This is a genomic window from Uliginosibacterium paludis (assembly GCF_039631355.1).
In the GTDB taxonomy this organism is placed as follows: Bacteria; Pseudomonadota; Gammaproteobacteria; order Burkholderiales; family Rhodocyclaceae; genus Uliginosibacterium; species Uliginosibacterium paludis.
Genome location: NZ_JBDIVF010000002.1, coordinates 95,466 through 112,649 on the forward strand (window position 1 = coordinate 95,466; position 17,184 = coordinate 112,649).

The following is a 17,184-nucleotide window of genomic DNA, read 5'->3' on the forward strand; positions in this document are numbered from 1 at the left end:
CCGTTTCAATCCACGCGCGCCCGGTGAGGAGCGCGCGACCGGGGTTGCCGGCCGTGGGGTAGCCCACAGAAGGGGTTTCAATCCACGCGCGCCCGGTGAGGAGCGCGCGACCCCCATGTCGCCCTCGATGTAGTCGTAGAGCTCCCAGTTTCAATCCACGCGCGCCCGGTGAGGAGCGCGCGACCAACTGCGCGCCCAGGCTCAGAGCGGCGCTGCTCTGTTTCAATCCACGCGCGCCCGGTGAGGAGCGCGCGACCGCGGCTTTCAGTGCGGTGCAAGTGATGCACTCGATGTTTCAATCCACGCGCGCCCGGTGAGGAGCGCGCGACCTCCACAGGGTGAATAAGTATGCGATCCTGCTCGGGTTTCAATCCACGCGCGCCCGGTGAGGAGCGCGCGACCGGTGCAGTTCGTGCAGAAAACGCGCCCTGAAGATGTTTCAATCCACGCGCGCCCGGTGAGGAGCGCGCGACGACTGATGGCAGCAAAGCCGAAACTCTCTCCGGAAGTTTCAATCCACGCGCGCCCGGTGAGGAGCGCGCGACTCAACGCAGACGCCAACTACTACTTCACAGAGACAGTTTCAATCCACGCGCGCCCGGTGAGGAGCGCGCGACGATCTCAAACACAAACGGAAAGTTTGTGCATACTGTTTCAATCCACGCGCGCCCGGTGAGGAGCGCGCGACCGCCAGGGGCTTCGGCCCTTGGCTTGCCCATTCAAGTTTCAATCCACGCGCGCCCGGTGAGGAGCGCGCGACCATCACCGCAAGCGGGAATCTCATCCCGCTCGCTGTTTCAATCCACGCGCGCCCGGTGAGGAGCGCGCGACCGCTTGCTACCTCTAGCCAGTCGCTCAGCTCGCTGTTTCAATCCACGCGCGCCCGGTGAGGAGCGCGCGACGACCCAGATCTGGAAGTCGCCGATGGTGCCCTTGTTTCAATCCACGCGCGCCCGGTGAGGAGCGCGCGACTATCGCGCCTCGCTTCTGCGCATCGGTCCAGTCTGTTTCAATCCACGCGCGCCCGGTGAGGAGCGCGCGACACATATGCAACGCGAACAGGCAAAGCAGCGTTTCGTTTCAATCCACGCGCGCCCGGTGAGGAGCGCGCGACGGCGACCATCAGGATTGAAATCGCGATTTTCATGTTTCAATCCACGCGCGCCCGGTGAGGAGCGCGCGACCTCATCTTCTGGTTGTTTTCGATTCCGGCGAGAAGTTTCAATCCACGCGCGCCCGGTGAGGAGCGCGCGACGTAAATATCCATGATTTCGGGCCTCGGTTAGTTGGTTTCAATCCACGCGCGCCCGGTGAGGAGCGCGCGACTACTTGGCCGAGCATTCACCCTCGGCCCAGTTGAAAGTTTCAATCCACGCGCGCCCGGTGAGGAGCGCGCGACTTGAAGGTCTGGCGTTCAGTGCGCCGATCTATGACGTTTCAATCCACGCGCGCCCGGTGAGGAGCGCGCGACCTGGGTGCAGATCCGGTTCTGTTCGTCGCGCAGCTCGTTTCAATCCACGCGCGCCCGGTGAGGAGCGCGCGACCGTTCGCGTTTAACTACATGATTCCCCACCCAGATTGATCCGCTTTGCGCGAACCTCTCCGCGAACACGAGTGGAGTCATTGAACCGAGCCGGTCGAAACATCTTTCATGCTTTTATTTCAATGGCCTAAGCTTTGCGCGAACAGGCCGGTAACGGTCGGGGTCAAACAAGCGGTCGCGTGTTTGTTGCTTGAGCTGCTTCAGCGCCTGCGGCTGGCACAGGTCAATCAGCGAACACTCCTTGCAACGGGCGTCCGCAATCAGTGGTGGCGGCATCCGCCCAGAGACCAGCATGGTGCGGATGGCGCTGGCTGCCTGCACGGCCGCTTCACGCAACTCGGCCGTGATCGCCACCACACGCCGCCGCTTCGAGCTGGCCTGAAAAATCGCGCCCTCCGGCACCGCATGCCCGGTCATTTCTTCCAGACACATGGCCTGCGCCGCAAGCTGCAGATCATCGTGATGCTGTTTGGCCGTATCGCGCGACAAGCGCCCATGCTTGTACTCCACCGGGTAGGGCGTGCCGTCGGGCTGGAACTCCACCATATCCGCCTTGCCGATCAGGCCCAGACGCTCGCTCCACAGAGGCAAGGCACGCACCAGCCGACAGCCCGCGCGCGTCTCGAAACCGGGGGTGTCTACCGTGTGATGCACCGCCTGCCCACGCAGGGTGTGCACGTTCTCGGCAAAGGCCTGCTCAAGGTGGATCAGCGCGCACTGACGCGGGCAGTAACTCCAGTGCTGGAGGGCTGAAAGCGGGATGGGGTCCGCATTGGCAGCGATGGCTTCGGGCATGTTTGGGCCTGCTATGATTCAGCGTGATCGAACATTGAACGAGCACGCCATGAGCCTGTCAGTACGCGCCCTTTTGGCTGAAGCCCAAAACTTGCCCCGCGATGGCTTGATGAACTGATTTCAGGCCTGCTGGCACAACGTGATGCAGATCCTCAAGACACGCCAGAAGCCATCGCAGCCGCATGGGATGAAGAAATTGCCCGCCGTGTGGACGCAATGGAGCGTGGCGAAGTGAAATGGATTGATGGCGACGAAGCCTTGGCACGCCTGCGCGCTTCTTTGACCGACGTCCACTGATCTGCATGCGTTTCTCCTTTCACCCTCTTGCGCTTGATGAAGCAATACGAGGCGCCGATTGGTACCGGAACGAAGGCGACCCGCAAGCGGCCATAAATTTCACGCTGCAAATCGAAGCCAGCATCGCCATGCTGCGCAAACACCTCGAAACCGGCACACCAAGCCTTCGGTAAACCCGCCGCTTTACCCTCGCTAGCTTTCCCTATTGGCGGGTGTATCGAATCGAAGGCGATGCACTGCGCATCCTTGCCATCGCCCACCAGCGCCGCCGCCCGGGGTATTGGGCGAAGCGGCGCTGAGGGCTTGATTCAGCCCACGCGGCGAATCAGTTGCACGCCGTTGGGCAAGCTCGCGTCATCCACCATCACGACGTAATCACCGAAACTGCGCGGCACATCCACGCCTTCCTTGCGTGCGATCTGGATGCGCTCGAACAGCGCATGTGCGTGCGCATTACCCAGCTCGGAATCGTGCTTGAACACATACAGCCCACGCGTGGACATCTCGCCGCGTGCCGCAGAGCGGTCGTGCTCGAACATGCCTTCGAGGGACTGCCAGAGTAGCTCCAGGTCTTCCTCGCCAAAACCGGTATGCTTGGCCAGGAAGGATGAGATGAATCCGTGCGCGACATACACACCGTAAGGGATGGTGTGCTTGCGACCCATCGTGCGGTTGTCACCCTGCTGCTTCTCCGCTTCTGCTTCTGTCGCAACGGCCATACGGGTGATGGAGTGTTCCAGTGCGACGACGGGATCGACTGAACGCGCGAAGGTGAGTTGCACGGGGCCGCGTACCTGGCCGCAGTTCACGCCGGTAGACATCACTGCACCGAAGGAGCGCACGTCAAAGAAGTTCTGGCACATCCAGCGACGTGCTTTGTCTACATCCTCTGCACTGCCCTTGCGTTTTTCCTTGCCCGGCTTCTTTTTGGTCTCCGCTTCTTCGGGATTGGCACTCTCTGCAGCTTCCTCCGGCGCATCGAGCTTGAGCGCTGAGTAAGCGCGCTGATTCTGGTTATTCAAAATGGCTTTCTCGCGCACGTAAATCTCGAAGCGCTTTTCACCTGCAGCAGGCTCGCGGCTCTCCTGCTCTTTGACCAAACCAACAAAGTTGCGCACCTTGCGCTTGAGTGACACATCCGTCACCAGACCATGACCAGACTCGGCATCCAGTCGCGGCAGATTGCCTGCATCCGGGTCGCCATTCGGGTTGCCGTCCTTCACGTCGAACACGAGAACGAAGTCATAACGGTTGTTCAGGCTCATGCTGCGGACTCCTCGGTAGTGGTTTGCTTATCATCGGATTTGGTGAAGAAGGCTTGGCGCTGGTGGTAGTAACCCAGCGCGAAACGGCCCTGATCTTGCAGGGGCAGGTGTTTCGGAAAATCGGAGATCGGCCCGAGCACGTCCGCCAGCAGTTTTTCGAACCACACTACCTGTCCCGCCGGCAGCTTCTTCAGATGCGCATTCTTCAGGCGCAGCAGCGTGGTGAACACTGCCACCGGCGTGCTGGAGGCCGCGCCGTAATAGCGGTCGCGAATGGTTGCATTGAGGTTCGGGCTGGCGCTTTCCTGGATGCGCTCCAGCACGGAGAAAAGTCGCCCGAGGCGATAGGCCGCGTTGTCGTTGGCAGGGTCGAGCATGGGCAAAAACTCCTTCTCGGTAGATGAATGACGGCGGATGTTGCGATTGAGGCAGGCCTTGATGACAGCGGCCCGTAAGTAATTGATGGATTGCTCGGCGCGACAGCGATTGATGGCTGCGTTTAGCCACAGACGGGGGAACGGCACATCTGGTCCGGCGAGCACGGCATCGATTACCGCGCCTCCAAGATTCGGAGGAATGTTGTCGGCCTTGCCTTGCACAGATACAGCCGTCAGCAAGCGGAACAGCGACGGAAATTCGGGATCGTTCGGACCGCGCGCCATCTTCAGATCGTCGAACCAGGCAACGATGCGGCTCGCCAGATCACTCAGAGGCAGGCAGTGATAGAAGCGCACGCTGATGCGCGCGGCATTGGGGGCAAGACCCAGCACGTGAAAGCGGTTCTCGTCCTTCTGCACAGCAAGCTTTCCGGCATTCACGGCGCTGTACATCGCATGCACAGCGCGGGTGTTCCTGTCCGGGTCGTCTTTCGGGGGCTCGCCAAAAATGTTGGCTAGCGCGCTTTCCAATTCGTCGTCTTCGCGTTCGGCCCAGAAAACGGTCGAGGCGTCACCCACCTGAATGCGCTGTGAGGATTCCTTGCCAAGCAGGTGATTTAGCGCCGTCGTGTAGGCAAAAGCCGCCGCCTTGCTGACCGGCGCGTTCTCGCCTTGTCGCTCGGTCTTGCCATAGGACTCAAAAGCCCGCGCGTTGAAGGAGACGATGTTCGCCCCCGAGGTTTGCGCACCCCATACGCCCTTAATGGCCGTGTGCAGGCGTTCGATCGGAGCGACTTCGCCGGTCACAAGGCACATGGTCTGTGGTGTGTCGTCTTCGTCCGGAGTGTTGATCGCCGCAGCCAGAACAGCGGGTCGTTGGCACACCAGATCAATGTCGCCATGCAGACGGAAGCTCAGCACGGCACTGCTGGCGGCCAGTTCGCTGAAGTTGGCTTGTGCCTGCGCTTGTGCCAACGGCTCATTGCTCAGGAACTGCAACACGGCTTGGACACCTGCATCGTCCAGCGTGGGAGGCGGCAACAGTGCGATGCGATCCACGAAGGCCTTGTGCATCTCGATCAGGCGTGCGCGGTAGTCCGCCTCTTTGCCTTTCTCGCGGCTTTGTTCGAGCTTTTTGGGGTCTTCCACGCCCAGCACGTACTCCGAGCTGTCCCACAACAGGTTCGCTGCGACGCCCGAAGTTTTCTTGATGCCCTGCGGCACGCGAAAGCTTTGGCCAATCTTCTTGTTGCCAACCTGTTCGCGGGTGTCGCGCAATTGAACGAGTGCGCCGTCGGCAGTGATCTCCAGCACGAAGGGAATTTCCTTTTGCTCCAGACCGAAAGCGGGCAAGCGCTTGGTAGAGTCAGCATCGTTCTGTTTGCGCTGGTAGTAATCGTTGAGTGCCTGAAGAATCATCCCCGAGTCTCCTCGAATGCAGGCACTTCAATCACGCCGGCTTGCATGTGGGCGTTGAAGAAGCGAGGTTGCGGGTCGGAAGGATGGGTGAAGTCCAGGTCGTGCAGCATCCAGCCCAGCTCGCGTGTCTCATCTAACGCTGCTGGCTCTGCGTCGGGCGTTTCGATCAAGCGAAAACTGGCTGCGAATTCGCGGCAGCCGAGGTAAGGCTGATTGACGCATTGGCCCTTGCTGGCACGGCGCTGGAACATCTCGATGTACTTGACCGGATTGCTCCGCGCATCCCCGTCGATCATTTCCATTTGGGCGTGTACCCGGTAGGCCACATCGCGCAGCAAGAGGGCTGCGCGTTGCTGACGTTCTTCTTCGATGTACAGCCCCAGATCTCCTGCGCCTGCCGTCATGGCCTGCTGCACGTTGCGGCTGGAAATGACGGCACTCACCTCATTGCGCCGCAGGTTCACCCAGCGTATCGGGCGCAGCACTTCGATGCGCTGGATTCGCCATCGGATCGCGGGCTTCCACAGGATGGCTTCGAACACGGCGCGTGCGGCGGATGGTGTCATCACGTCGTAAGAGACGCGCTCAACCTTCATTTCAGGGCGGGTGAAACAGGCGAAGGGGCCGGAGACTTCAAGGCAGAAGTTTTTCGTCATCAAGCAATCCTCAAAAAAGCCCAAACCGATGTAACGAAGCGATCCCCGCCACGGGTAGCGCCACATAGCAGAGGGCCAAACGGAAAAGCACCAGAAGCCAGACCAACACAAAGCGATACCCAGGCTGCTTCGCCATTAGCCGTAACTCCCTGAGTAGCTTTGAGAAATCCATGAATGAGCCCTGACCGACCACGTGTTGGCCTCATTCTAGTCATGGGAATTTGTAAATACAATTCCTAGTGTGGTAGTTCTTTACTTTAATCTATTCCTTTGTTAGCTTTCAACTGCGCCGTCTCGGTGTGGATTGAAACCTAGTAGTGGTTGTTCAAACGGGTAAGGGAGTGGGGCAACCCCACTCCCACGCCTATGTGGCATAGGCGGCCGGGTTGAAAACATCCTTGTCGCCCAGAAAGCCAAGTTGCTCGTGGTACAGCCCATCAGCACTCTGCACATACAGGCCAGGCATAGGCAGGCTCAGCCCTCGCCCGATAAGTCTTTCTGCTTCACGTTTTGAGATGCTGATGGTGTAGCGCTGCAACTTGCGCATCAGCCAGCGCTGCGGCCCGTCTTTCTTCAAGGTGTTGAGCAGCATGTCCAGCTCGCCGCGATTGGCTGCGTAGCGCACCACGACGCTGGCGTTTTCGTCGTCTTCAATCAAGCGGAAAAGTCTTGCCGCCTCGCGAAACTGAACGCTCAGGCTAGGAGCCAGTTTTGCAATTGCCTTTTCCATCAGGCGAGGCTCCAATAGGTTCTCGAATATGGCGGTGACAAGCCTTTCATCAGGGGGGGCATTGCTGTTGAGCAGGGTTGCGATCTTGTGTTTATCAAGATCGCGTGCATAAAAGTCCTTGAAGTAGCAATGCATCAACTCGCGCTGGATCAGTGGATCACCGCTGAAGCCCGACAAAACGCTGCGGCATGCTTCGATACCTGCTAGCTGAAGGCCTCGCTTCGGTTGGTTTTCGGGAATGAAGACCACCACGCGCCCACCCGCTTCGATACGCCCTTCCCGATTGCAGCGCCCGGCGGCCTGCGCGATGGAGTCGAGCCCGGCGAGTGCACGCCATACGACCGGGAAATCGAGGTCGACACCCGCCTCCACAAGCTGGGTGCTGATGACGCGCAGGGGCTCAGTGTCGAGCCCCTCGCGTTTGGCCTTGAGGCGTGCCTTGATGGTGTCGATGACGGCGGTACGATGCGCGCCGCACATCAAGGCCGAGAGATGAATGGTGCCGGGTGGCATCAGGCGGTGCAGTTCGCGCGCGGCCTTGCGCGTGTTGACGATGGCGAGCACGCAGTCTTCCTGCTGCAGGGATTGGGCGACAGACTCCCAGCTCACGGGCGTGCTCCAGTCGGCAGGCAGCTCGACATTCACACGCTTGAGCTGCGCGTAGAGTGCATCCGGATCGTCGATGATCTCGCGCACATCATCGAGCCCGCGCAGGTTGCGGTTGGCGTCGAAGTAGCGCGTGCTGGATAGCGCGGGCTGGGTGGCGGTGCACAGCACGAAGCTCACGTCATAGTGCTTCACGAGCAGATTGAGCACATCCAGGATGGGCTGCAGAAATTCGGGCGGGAGCTGCTGGGCTTCATCCAACACAATCACGCTGCCTGCGATGTTGTGCAGCTTGCGGCAGCGTGAGGTCTTGGCGGCGAAGAGGGATTCGAAGAGCTGAACGTTGGTGGTGACGATCAGCGGCGCATCCCAGTTCTCGCAGGCAAGCCTGCTGCGGGCGTTCTCGCTCTTCTCGTCGGCATCTGCCTGGCTGTGATGCTCGATCAGCACTTCATCGCCCAGCGATTTGAAGACGCTGCGGAAGACATCGGCGGTCTGCTCGATGATGCTGGTGTAGGGGATGGCATAGATGATGCGGCGCTTGCTGTGCTTCGCAGCATGGCGCAGAGCGAAGGCGAGGCTGGCGAGCGTCTTGCCACCGCCTGTGGGCACGGTCAGTGAGAAAAAGCCAGGCGGCAGTTCGGCTTTGTCGCGGCATTGACGCAGGATGTCGGCGCGCAGTTGATTGACTTGGGTGTCTGCGGCCTGTGCTTCTACCGTGTCCATATGCTCATCGAAGGCGGCGAGCATGGCGCCCAGGCTGGGGAAGCCCTGCCGGCACCCGGGCTTCGCCTGATCGAAGAAGGCTTCGGTATCCAGAAAGTCAGCATCGACGAGGCAGGAAAACAGCATCCGCACCCACAGTGCAAAGCCCGCGCTGCCGCCAGGGATGTTGCGAAGGTCGGGGACGAAATCAGCAGCGGACAAGATGGCGTCCGGCGGATTCGCTGCCAGTGCCTCGGCCAGTTCGGAGCGTCTGTCTTCTTTAACCAGCTCGGCCGCAAGCCCGCTGTCCCAGTCGTAGAGCCCGGCATGGTGGCTGGCAATCAGGTAAGCAAACACGCGGGCGGCCAGCTCGCCGCCCGGGCCATGCTTTTCACGCAGAGTCTGGATAGCCCATAACGCCCCGGCAGCCGAGTGCGTTTTCTCTCGTCCGCCCACCTTGTTTTCAATGTGTGCATCGACGCCATTTACTTGCCGGATGTATTGCTGAAAACCGGGACGGTACTTGCCGAGGTCATGCCATTGCCCGGCAAGCTTTGCCCAATCTTGGGCCATAAATGGAGCCGCCTTTTCTGCTGCCAGCGCAGCGACCTTCAGCAGATGCTCATGCAGAGAGTGTGGTGTGCAATTCTGGTCGATGTGAGCCAGAAATTCGGGCAACTGCTTATGAGTCATGGTCTTTCCATGGCATTCGGGATGGGCAAAGCCTAACAGTCCTTGGGCTCACCAGATGAGCCTCTGCGCAAACCACCTTGCACATATGACCTATCCATTCGGGCAGTCTCGACCCTCACGAGCTCGCGCAACTTGATCGGTAAGATGGCCTTTAAGGAACAGACTAATGATGGCCTCGTGATGGATGCGCAAAGACCACCCCGCAGAACGGGGTGGTCAGAGAACGGGTGCGTGCAGAGCTGCGTATTCACCCGGAGATTTACCTGAGTCAATTTCCCTTTCTTGCTGTCTGATCGGCCAGGACCAGAGTTCATCCCACTCGCTGCCAGGCTCGCGGAATGGCACATCGCTACAACGGGCTGCCAAGCCCAACCACACACTTTCGCAAACGCTCCAACCTTTCGGGACACGGTGCCTCCGTGCCGCTGCTCTTGCAGCTCCCCATGCGCTTCGGTCGTATCGCGCAATGAGTCAAACCCTACTCAGTCAGTCTCCCTCTCTTTGCCTTTTGCCCGTACGGTGCCACCCGATACGGTCGGCAGAGAGATTCCCACGTTAGTTACCCGCTACTGCGCAACGCAGCGCCACTGTCTCCACATTCCCCTAGTCTTTCGACTCCCCTCAGGTTTCCCCAGCCCGATGTTCCATAGCGGCTCAGGTACTCGGTTCATGCTTCTTCGACTACGAACCACGGCTTCATGCCTATGGCTCTGCGTTGCTCCGCACAGCCCCCATCAAGGGGGGCCGTTACAGGTTTGAGCTATCCATCGACCCCCGGTTTCCCGAGGTGCCAGTATCGCCAGCTTTCGCCTTGATACCCTGCCGTGTCACCACGGCCTCAGAAGCCAGCCTGTGCGGTACGGGTTGCGCCCTTGCGGTACGCCCCCCGAGTCGGTCTTTCACCGACTTTCACTGGGTAACAGGTCATCAGGCCATTGCCTGCCTGACGCCGTTTCCGTGTCGCCCAACAACCTTCCAGCCTGTGGCCGGATTGAAACGTGTGATACGTTTTTCGATTGGGTCGAAGAAGGGAGTTACGCCCTCCAGCGCCCATCGCAGCCGCACCAGCCCTATTAGAGGCATGCGGCTACAGCGTTTGCTCGATTCCAGACTGGCGATCTGGAATCTACCGGGGTGGCGCCCCGGCATGTCCTTTCAGACGTGTGTGTTTGCAGTTGGCAGCCTGCCCGCTGAGTCCTCGGGGTCTTTTGCCCGAAGGCTCACCAGGCAGGCTGCCGTGCATGCAAGTCACCCCGGCTTTCGCCGGGCGTCTTGTCCTTGTTTGGTGACTGTCCTGCTTCGGTATAGCTCCAGGATGGCCGTGCTTCGCACGGAACATCATTACGTGCGGCTGCGCCGCACCGAATCACACTGCAAATGCAGGCCTCGCGCCCCCGTTCCGCCGAATTATCCTGCCATCGGTTGCATATACCTCTGTATCTCTCACTACAGATGTAACGCGTCATGACTTCAACCAATCCGCCCTCCACGCCCGTTTCCCGCTCGAAGACCGCCGCGCTCGCCCGCACCATCGACCTGGTGACCAAGGGCTATCACTTCTACTGCACCGGCCAGTGCCCAGCCCGACGCCTGCCGGCGCTCCTGCGCAAGTTCCATGAGCGCTACAACATCGGCTGCTCGCCGGCGCAGCGCCTTACCCGCAAACAGAAGGGGCTGGCGAATGCTGCGTTGGTGGTGTTTCTTCCCCAATGGGACGCCTCGGAGGATGGCGCTGACGCAAACAACTCGGGTGACGCGTCAGATTCCTGCCTGGCCAGCCAGGAAGAAACCGCTCAGGCGTCTGACCCGGCGCCCCGGAAGGCGTCCGTGCAGCGCCACGCCGGTAGTGTGGAGGATGCCGTGCGCGACATGCCGGCAGACGTCCAGGTGGAATGGCTGTTGCTGGTCACGAAAGGCACGGGAGCCGCGCATGAGCAGGAGCAGTTATGCGACGTGACGGACAAACAGCGGCTCGTCTTCTGCCGCTATGAGCTGGTGCGACATTCAGCGCGCGGGAAAGCCGCATGGACGTGGCGCCGGACGCGCGCCGAGATGGGCGATTTGTTTGCGTTGCTGGAGGAGCAATTGAAGCGCCGCCATGTTTCCAGCGTGGCGCTGACGCTGGCGCGGATCGCGCGCCAGCCCGGCTTCGCTGGTGTGCGTGAGCAGAGCTGGCGTCTGTGCCAGTTCGCTCGCCAGCATGGCTACGACGGTGAGTTGCCTTACCTCTACTTCGTGCAGAAGGTGGCGCATGGGGAGCGCTGCCTCCTGCAGGACCGCCGAGGCCGATTGACACAAGGTGCTGAGGCCAGGTTTTTTGGACTGGCAGGATGACAGGGCGACCCTCCGTGTGAATTTCTGCAAAAATTTCCGTGGAGGGCCTTCGCAAATCATTGATTCGCAATGCGTATAGCATGAAATTCGCCCTCTGCAAGTAGGCTGGCACGGGCGTTTGCGATAGCGTCTCCTATTCTTTCAACGCTTCGTTCTGGTGCCCATGATTGCTCGCCCGGCGCTTGTGAAACAAAGTTTTTCAGAGGGAAATCAGCCTTGAGAGCTGGGCTGATTTCTGGATTCGGTCCGCACGGCGCGCTTTCATGCGGGTCCGGTTTGGCTATACGCAGTCCCTGGTTACTGGACTGTCTTGTCGTGTCTGCTACATCGCATTCCCCCGCTTCATTGCCAAGCGCTGCTCCGGCTTCTCTGCCGACCATCACGGCAGGCTCGCCCGAGGATCGCCTCCTCGCGCTCTTCGCCCGTCTGGTCATCGAACGTCTGCTGGCCGAACACGTCGCGGGTGCTGAGTTGGAGGCCTGCGCGACGGCTCCGGCCATTGCTCAGGGCATTGCTCAGACCTCTGCTCTTTCTTACGTCATCCCCTCCAAACGCCACTAGGAGCGCCTTCAATGAAAGCCTTTATCTACACCCGATACTCGACTGACCGTCAGCAGAACAGTTCCACCGTCGACCAAGAGCGGGTGTGTCGGGCCTGGGCGGAACGTCAGGGGGCGATGGTGCTGGAGGTCTTCAGCGATGAGGAGATTTCGGGGACGGTGCGCAACCGCCCGGCGTATCAGCGCTTGCTCGACCGGGTTGGCAAGGGGGAGTTCGATACGCTGCTGATTGAGGATCTGAGCCGGCTGGCGCGGGATAGTCTGGAACAGGCGCGCTTGCTCAAGCTACTGAAGTTCCACGGGGTGCGCGTGGTGGGGGTGTCCGAAGGCTATGACTCGCACGCACAGGGCGAGATGTTGATGGCAGGCATCAAGGGCATCTTCAATGAGCTGTACGTGGAGAACATCCGCTTCCAGACGCGGCGCGGCCTGGAAGGCCGGGTACTACGGGGGATGAGTGCAGGCAGCTGGTGCTATGGCTACGAAAGCAAGCCCTGCATCGAGGATAACAAGGTGGTGGGCTACCGGCTCTTCATCAAGGAAGAGGAGGCGGTGGTCATCCGTCGCATTTTTCAGTTGTATGCGGATGGCTACAGCCCGCGAGCGATTGCGGATCTGCTCAATCGCGAAGGCGTCCCCTCCCCCAAGGGCGAACGCTGGGGCGACATGGCGATTCGTGGCAATCAGCGTCAGGGGCGGGGGATTCTGAACAACCGTCGCTATGAGGGGGTGTATGTCTGGAGCCGGAACCGCAAGCTGAAGAATCCGGAGACGGGCAAGGTGGTGCGGCGGGCGCGGGACGTGTCCGAGCATGTGACAAAGGAGATGCCGGAGTTGCGCATCGTACCGCCTGAGCTGTGGGCTCAGGTGCGCGCACGTCAGGCGCAGACGGCCGAGCGCTCGGCGGCCAAGCAGGCGGTGGCCGGGGCGCAGGCGCGGACAGGTGCGGGTCCCAAATACTTGTTGAGTGGTCTGCTCAAGTGCGGGGTATGCGGGGGCAACTATGTGGTGGTCAATCGCTACCAGTACGGCTGTGCGAAGTACCGGCACATGGCCGAGTGCGCCTGCCAGAACCGTGTGCGGGTCGCCCGCGACCTACTTGAGGAGAAGGTGCTGGCGGTGGTCAAGGCGCGGGTACTGACGCGGGAGAGTCTGGCGCGCTTTGCCGAGCACCTGCAGCAGCAGGCAACCGTCCAGCTCAAGCGGGCCGATGAAGGCAGCATGCAACACGAGCGCGCCCTGCAGGAAGTGAATCGGCAGATTGCCCGGCTCATCGACAGCATCAAGGCGGGGATCGACCCGCTCATCGTGCGGGACGAACTGAACCAGCTCAATGACAAGCGTGTGATGCTTGAACGCCAGCGGCATGAGGCTTCCCCGCGCACGCTTGATGCGAGCACCCTGGTTGCACAGGCTCTGGAGCGCTGTGACAAGATGGTCGAGCAGCTCGATTCCTTGCTTGCCAGCGCCCTCCCCGAGGCCCGCGAAATCCTGCGTGAGCTCTTCGGTGGCAGCATCGAACTCACGCCGACAGATGACGGCACCGTGCGCGTGAGCCTCACCGGAAACCTTGCCGGGGTCCAGGCGCTGATGACTTATCCAGCATCAGGAGCGAAAGGTAAGATTAACGATGCGCAGCGTGCTGAGTGCTGAGTGCTGAGTGCTGAGTGCTGAGTGCTGAGTGTGCAGGATGATGCGCCTTGGGTCTGCCGTAGGGCGCCCTGAGCGAAGCGAAGCGCGCCGAAGCAGGCATTGCGCATCACCGACACGTCCGGCCTTCCGCACCCGCCGCGAAGCTCCGGAAGGAAACGCACCACCGCACTCATGCTCACGCATGCGGCGCAGTTCGCTGCGCTCAATGCGCCCTACGTGCTGAGTGCTGAGTGCGCGAAAGGATGCATGTTTCCGTAGGGCGCCCTGAGCGAAGCGAAGCGCGCCGTAGCAGCCCTGAGCGAAGCGAAGCGCGCCGCAGCAGCCCTGAGCCAAGCGAACTGCGCCGAATGAAAGCGGCAAGGTCGCCGAAGCCCCCGCTGCCGCAATCGCCACACGGCCAAACCGCCCGCTTTCCGCGCCACGCCCGCCGCAGTCTCCCCGTATACTTCCGCATCCCCTGGAACCCCCGAATCATGGCCACACACGACTTTGAACTGACCCGCGAATTCATCGAGCTCGACAGCCTGCTCAAGCTGCTGGGCATTGCACCCTCCGGCGGCGCGGCCAAGATGATGGTGGCTGAAGGGCTGGTCGAGGTGAATGGCGAGATCGAATCGCGCAAGACGCGCAAGCTCCGCCCGGGCGACAAGGTCCGCGTGGCCGGCGAGCGCATTCACATCCATGCACCGGGTCACACCGCATGAGCGCCCGCTTCGGACTCGTCCTGTTTGATCTGGATGGCACGCTGAGCGACCCGCTCGAAGGCATCGGCCGCTCGATCAACCATGCGCTGGCCCACTTCGGGCATGAAGAGCGCCCGCTGGAAGCGCTCGCCTGGTGCATCGGGCCGCCACTGGCCGACAGCTTTCCGGTGCTCAGCGGCAGCTCGGACCCGGCCCACATCCGCGAACTGATCCTGAAATACCGGGAGCGCTATGCCGTGACCGGCTATGCGGAAAACACCCTCTACCCCGGCATCCCGCCGCTGCTCGAAGCCCTCTCGGCGCAAGGCGTGCCGATGGCGGTGTGCACCTCCAAGCGCACGGACTTCGCCGAGCAGATCCTGGCGCATTTCGGCCTGCGTCAGCACTTCCGCTTCGTCAGCGGGCATGACGGCAATCCCGGCGTTGCCCATCAGAAATGGGAGCAGATGGCCGGGCTCTGCGCGCAGGGACTCGTCGGGCCGGACAGCCTGATGGTCGGCGACCGTGTCTTCGACATGCACGCGGCGCACCGCAACGGCCTCAGCGCGGCCGGCGTGCTGTGGGGTTACGGCTCCCGTGCCGAGCTGGAAGCGGAATCGCCGCGCTTCCTCTGCGAACAGCCGGAAGCACTGCTCGAGGTCGTGCTCGGCTGAGCAGAGGTGCTGGGTGCTGGGTGCTGGGTGCTGGGTGCTGGGTGCTGGGTGCTGGGTGCTGGGTGCTGGGTGCGCAGGATGATGCGTCCTGCGCGTGTCGCAGGGCGCCCTGAGCGAAGCTGAGCGAAGCGCGCCGCAGCAGCCGTGCGCATCGCAGGCAAGCCCTCCGCCTGCGAATGTCCGATACCGCTGAAACAGAAAGGCCCGTTCTCGCGAACGGGCCTTTTCATTGCGGAACACCGGGCCGAATCAGTCCAGGCCCTGGCTCGACAGGTATTCCTCGTAGGTGCCGCGGTAATCGATGATCGTGCCGCCTTCCTTGATTTCCAGCACGCGGGTGGCCACCGAGGAGACGAACTCGCGGTCGTGGGAGACGAAGAACAGCGTGCCGTTGAAATCCATCAGGCCGCCGTTGAGGGCTTCGATGGACTCCATGTCCATGTGGTTGGTGGGTTCGTCCATCAGCAGCACGTTCTTGCGCTGGAGCATCAGCTTGCCGAAGAGCATGCGGCCCTGTTCGCCACCGGAGATGACCTTGACGGACTTCTTCACGTCGTCGCCCTTGAAGAGCAAGCGGCCGAGCGTGCCGCGGATCAGGGTGATCGCGTCGTCGCCTTCGTAACCGCCTTCGCGCACATAACCGGAAATCCAGTCGGTCAGGCTCTCGCCCCCCGCAAAGTCTTCGGCATGGTCCTGCGCGTAGTAGCCCAGCTTCGCCTTTTCAGCCCACTTGATGGAGCCTGCCTGCGGCTGCAGCTCGCCCACCAGCAGCTTGAGCAGCGTGGTCTTGCCGACGCCGTTTTCACCGATGATGGCGACGCGGTCACCCGCGTCAAACGCGGCGCTGAAGCGGCTGATGATCTTGCGATCGGCTTCGTAACCGAAGCTGAGGTTGTCGATCTCCACGGCCTGACGGTGCAGCTTTTCCTTCTCGTCGTAGTCGAAGCGGATCCACGGGTACTGACGCGAGGAGGGCTTGAACTCCTCGATCTTGATCTTGTCGATCTGCTTGGCACGGCTGGTGGCCTGACGCGCCTTGGACTTGTTGGCCGAGAAGCGGCGCACGAATTCCTGCAGCTCGGCGACCTTTTCCTTGGCGCGGGCGTTGTCACGCGCCTGCTGCTCGCGCGCCTGCTGGGCGGCTTCCATGTAGTCGTCCCAGTTGCCGGGCCAGACCTGGATGCGGCCGTAGTCGAGGTCGGCCATGTGGGTGCACACCTGGTTCAGGAAGTGGCGGTCGTGGCTGATGATGATCATCGTGCTGTTGCGGTTGTTCAGCACATGTTCCAGCCAGCGGATGGTGTTGATGTCGAGGTTGTTGGTCGGCTCGTCGAGCAGCAGGATGTCCGGATTCGAGAACAGCGCCTGACACAGCAGCACGCGCAGCTTCCAGCCCGGTGCCACCTCGCTCATCGGCCCGGTGTGCTGTTCGGTGGGAATGCCCACGCCCAGCAGCAGCTCGCCCGCACGCGCCTCGGCGGTGTAGCCGTCGTATTCGGCAAAGCGCCCTTCGAGCTCAGCCGCATGCATGTAGTCCTCTTCCGAGGCTTCCGGGTTCGCGTAGATCGCGTCCTTTTCCTGCATGCAGGCCCACATCTCGGCATGCCCCTGCATCACCACGTCGATCACGCGCTGCTCTTCATAGGCGAACTGATCCTGGCGCAGGAAGGCCATGCGCTCGCCGGAATCCAGCGCCACGTTGCCGGCGGAAGGCTCCAGCACGCCGGCGAGGATCTTCATGAAGGTCGACTTGCCGGCGCCGTTGGCACCGATCAGGCCGTAGCGGTTGCCGTCGCCGAACTTGATCGAGACGTTTTCAAACAGGGGCTTGGCCCCGAACTGCATGGTGATGTTGTTGGCGATGAGCACGACATTGTCCTCACCGCGCGTACGGCACGGGCCGGCACGCGCGGAAACGGGATACGGGGGAAACCGTGCATTCTATCGCAGCACGTAAATCCTTGATACCTCAGGGCGTCGGCCTGCCCCGGCTCGCGGCACTCGCGAGCAGGCGAGCCGACCGGAGCCCGAGCGCTCAGGCGGACCAAAGCTGACTGCCTCGTTGCATTCCGTGAACAAGCATTGCTCGTTTTTTGCTCAAGGCTCACATGATTCCTTGAACCGCAATTGTGAGCGGAAACCGCTGTCGGAAAAATCCTTGCACGTACTCCCGAAAAGCCAAGGGGAGACGTTC

12 protein-coding genes and 1 CRISPR repeat array (1 of these 13 cut by a window edge) are annotated in these 17,184 nt (G+C 61.3%); of the genes, 6 read left to right on the plus strand and 6 right to left on the minus strand.

Features of this window, described 5'->3' with window-relative positions:
* Positions 1-1,544: a CRISPR direct-repeat array (repeat unit 37 nt; unit sequence GTTTCAATCCACGCGCGCCCGGTGAGGAGCGCGCGAC); it begins 2,301 nt to the left of the window's first position.
* Between the two features lie 113 nt (positions 1,545-1,657).
* The gene (cas4, locus tag ABDB87_RS05450) at positions 1,658-2,338 is read right to left on the minus strand and encodes a CRISPR-associated protein Cas4 (protein WP_345924859.1); all 681 of its coding nucleotides are present in this window, start codon (positions 2,336-2,338) and stop codon (positions 1,658-1,660) included.
* A gap of 171 nt (positions 2,339-2,509) precedes the next feature.
* Between cas4 and ABDB87_RS20550 the strand changes: the two genes are divergently transcribed.
* On the plus strand, positions 2,510-2,635 hold the full coding sequence (locus ABDB87_RS20550; protein ID WP_385917678.1) for an addiction module protein: 126 nt from the start codon (positions 2,510-2,512) through the stop codon (positions 2,633-2,635).
* Between the two features lie 308 nt (positions 2,636-2,943).
* On the opposite strand, the gene cas7c is transcribed toward ABDB87_RS20550, so the two are convergent.
* The 4 genes from cas7c to cas3 form a co-directional block, all read right to left on the minus strand.
* Positions 2,944-3,900: a type I-C CRISPR-associated protein Cas7/Csd2 gene (gene cas7c, locus ABDB87_RS05460; protein ID WP_345924862.1), complete on the minus strand. Its 957-nt coding sequence runs from the start codon at positions 3,898-3,900 to the stop codon at positions 2,944-2,946.
* A complete protein-coding gene (gene cas8c / locus ABDB87_RS05465; protein WP_345924864.1) occupies positions 3,897-5,696 on the minus strand; it encodes a type I-C CRISPR-associated protein Cas8c/Csd1 in 1,800 nt (599 codons plus the stop codon). Before cas8c ends, cas7c begins: the two co-directional genes overlap by 4 nt.
* Complete coding sequence (gene cas5c / locus ABDB87_RS05470) at positions 5,693-6,418, minus strand: type I-C CRISPR-associated protein Cas5c (RefSeq protein ID WP_345924866.1); 726 nt, start codon at positions 6,416-6,418, stop codon at positions 5,693-5,695. The genes cas8c and cas5c overlap by 4 nt, the downstream gene beginning before the upstream one ends.
* A 298-nt stretch (positions 6,419-6,716) precedes the next feature.
* Entirely contained in the window at positions 6,717-9,086 is a 2,370-nt protein-coding gene (gene cas3, locus ABDB87_RS05475) for a CRISPR-associated helicase Cas3' (RefSeq protein WP_345924870.1), read from the minus strand.
* 1,464 nt (positions 9,087-10,550) lie between these two features.
* Between cas3 and ABDB87_RS05480 the strand changes: the two genes are divergently transcribed.
* From ABDB87_RS05480 to ABDB87_RS05500, 5 genes are all read left to right on the plus strand, one after another.
* Positions 10,551-11,420 (plus strand): hypothetical protein, encoded by an 870-nt coding sequence (locus tag ABDB87_RS05480; RefSeq protein ID WP_345924872.1) that lies wholly within the window; start codon positions 10,551-10,553, stop codon positions 11,418-11,420.
* A gap of 315 nt (positions 11,421-11,735) precedes the next feature.
* Entirely contained in the window at positions 11,736-11,981 is a 246-nt protein-coding gene (locus tag ABDB87_RS05485) for a hypothetical protein (protein WP_345924874.1), read from the plus strand.
* A gap of 11 nt (positions 11,982-11,992) precedes the next feature.
* Positions 11,993-13,633 carry a recombinase family protein gene (locus tag ABDB87_RS05490; RefSeq protein WP_345924876.1) on the plus strand — a complete coding sequence of 547 codons (1,641 nt, stop codon included), beginning with the start codon at positions 11,993-11,995 and terminating at the stop codon, positions 13,631-13,633.
* 473 nt (positions 13,634-14,106) lie between these two features.
* A complete protein-coding gene (locus ABDB87_RS05495) occupies positions 14,107-14,337 on the plus strand; it encodes an RNA-binding S4 domain-containing protein (RefSeq protein WP_345924878.1) in 231 nt (76 codons plus the stop codon).
* Positions 14,334-14,990 (plus strand): HAD hydrolase-like protein, encoded by a 657-nt coding sequence (locus ABDB87_RS05500; protein ID WP_345924880.1) that lies wholly within the window; start codon positions 14,334-14,336, stop codon positions 14,988-14,990. Before ABDB87_RS05495 ends, ABDB87_RS05500 begins: the two co-directional genes overlap by 4 nt.
* A 249-nt stretch (positions 14,991-15,239) precedes the next feature.
* Here the strand turns inward: ABDB87_RS05500 and ABDB87_RS05505 are convergent, their stop codons facing one another.
* Entirely contained in the window at positions 15,240-16,859 is a 1,620-nt protein-coding gene (locus ABDB87_RS05505; protein WP_345924882.1) for an ABC-F family ATPase, read from the minus strand.
* Between the last annotated feature and the right edge of the window lie 325 nt (positions 16,860-17,184).